This is a genomic window from Burkholderia sp. NFPP32, from assembly GCF_900119325.1.
GTDB classification, from domain to species: Bacteria; Pseudomonadota; Gammaproteobacteria; order Burkholderiales; family Burkholderiaceae; genus Burkholderia; species Burkholderia pyrrocinia_C.
In genome coordinates, this window is the sequence record NZ_FPJP01000079.1 from 1 (window position 1) to 1485 (window position 1485).

General features: G+C 59.8%; 1 protein-coding gene. It reads right to left on the reverse strand.

Going from position 1 to position 1485, the window contains the following annotated elements:
• Positions 1-38: 38 nt before the first annotated feature.
• Positions 39-1361 carry an IS5 family transposase gene (locus BT264_RS37245; RefSeq protein WP_072445494.1) on the reverse strand — a complete coding sequence of 441 codons (1323 nt, stop codon included), beginning with the start codon at positions 1359-1361 and terminating at the stop codon, positions 39-41.
• Positions 1362-1485: the final 124 nt, after the last annotated feature.

The window sequence follows — 1485 nt, forward strand, 5'->3', positions numbered from 1 at the left end:
GTCGGGCCTGAATAATTCGTTTTGTGCGACGCTGGCTGTTATGTCGCGACGACGGTAGCCGTCGAGCGGTTGAGCAAAGCGATCAGAACAAGGGCGTAAAAAAGCCTCAGCTTCCTGAGGATCATTCTCAGGTTGTGGCCGGCGCCGCACAGCACCGCGTGCATCGCATCGCCGAGCGCGCCTTTGAGCCAGTTCCGATCAAGTTTGCCGTCCGCCTTCATGTGACCGATGGCAGGCTCGATCGCGCTTCGCCTGCGAATCATCGCGCGCAGCCCTCGCGTGATACCGCGCCGCAATCCCGGGTGGTAGATCTTCACGCCCTCGACGGCGACACCCTTGTAGCCGCGATCGACGATGGCAACTTCCGGCTTCACGTCGCTCAAGATCGCCGCTTGCTCCAACGCTTCAGCCAGTGTGTGACCGTCGTATGGGTTGCCCGGCATCGAGCGGGCGCCAACCACCAGGCCTTCCTTGTGCGTCGTGGTGATCGACACTTTCACACCGAACTCATACGGCGTGCGGGCCTTGCCTTTCGCCAAACATTCCACTTCCGGCGCATGCAGCGCGTACAGCTTGTTCTTGTCCTTCTGTTTTTGCGACAGAATGCGCTTCGTGCGACCAATCAATTCCTGCAGCGCGGTGCGCCCAGTGTCGGCCACCGAATCGAGCTGACGCTCCACATCACGCATCACCCGTCCGACGCGCGAGCGCAACGTCCGCAGCGCCTTCCTCATTCGTTTGTATTGCTTGGCATGTGCGTAGCGGCTGATCTGGCTGGCCAAGCGCGGCGCTTCGCGGTTGTAGTTCTGCCGTAGCTTCAATCCGTGCCGCGCCGCGGCCTTCACCAGATGTTCACGGCACCGCTCAAGCAAGCGCGAATCGGTTGGATGAGCGATCGCCTTTTCCATCACCGTCGTGTCGACAATCACGCGCTTCACGCTAACGGCCTTGATCACACCCGCGCGCTTAGCGGCTTCGATCGTCTCGGCCAGTAATTCTTCAACGCCGGCTTCGCCCAGGCGCTTACGCCAACGCGTCAAGCTCGACGGGTCGATTGGCGGCTCGGTCTGCAAATACGTCTCGCCAGTGAACACTTGCCAATACGGGTTCTCCACCCATTGCCAGACGACTTCTTCGTCGGACAGGTCGAACGCGTGTTGGAGATACAGCAGGCCGGCGATCAGCCTTGGCGAGGTGGCCGGCCGGCCCTTGCGTGAAACGAAGCTCTCGCTCATCGATGCACCCAACCGATCCCAGTTGATCAGATCGGCCAAACTGACCAGTGGATGCTTCAAGTTGATCTGTTCACGCAACGGGTGCCGGAAGAAATCTCCCTCCGTCACAGGCGTCTTCGGACCCATCCGCACCTCGTCGAAATTTGCAGGGTTCACGCGTCAATATGCCCGTACCCTGCAATTCTCACAACCTCATTTGGCGTTCAGAACCACGCCACATAAGGCGCTCACGATTGTTCATGGTCGACTA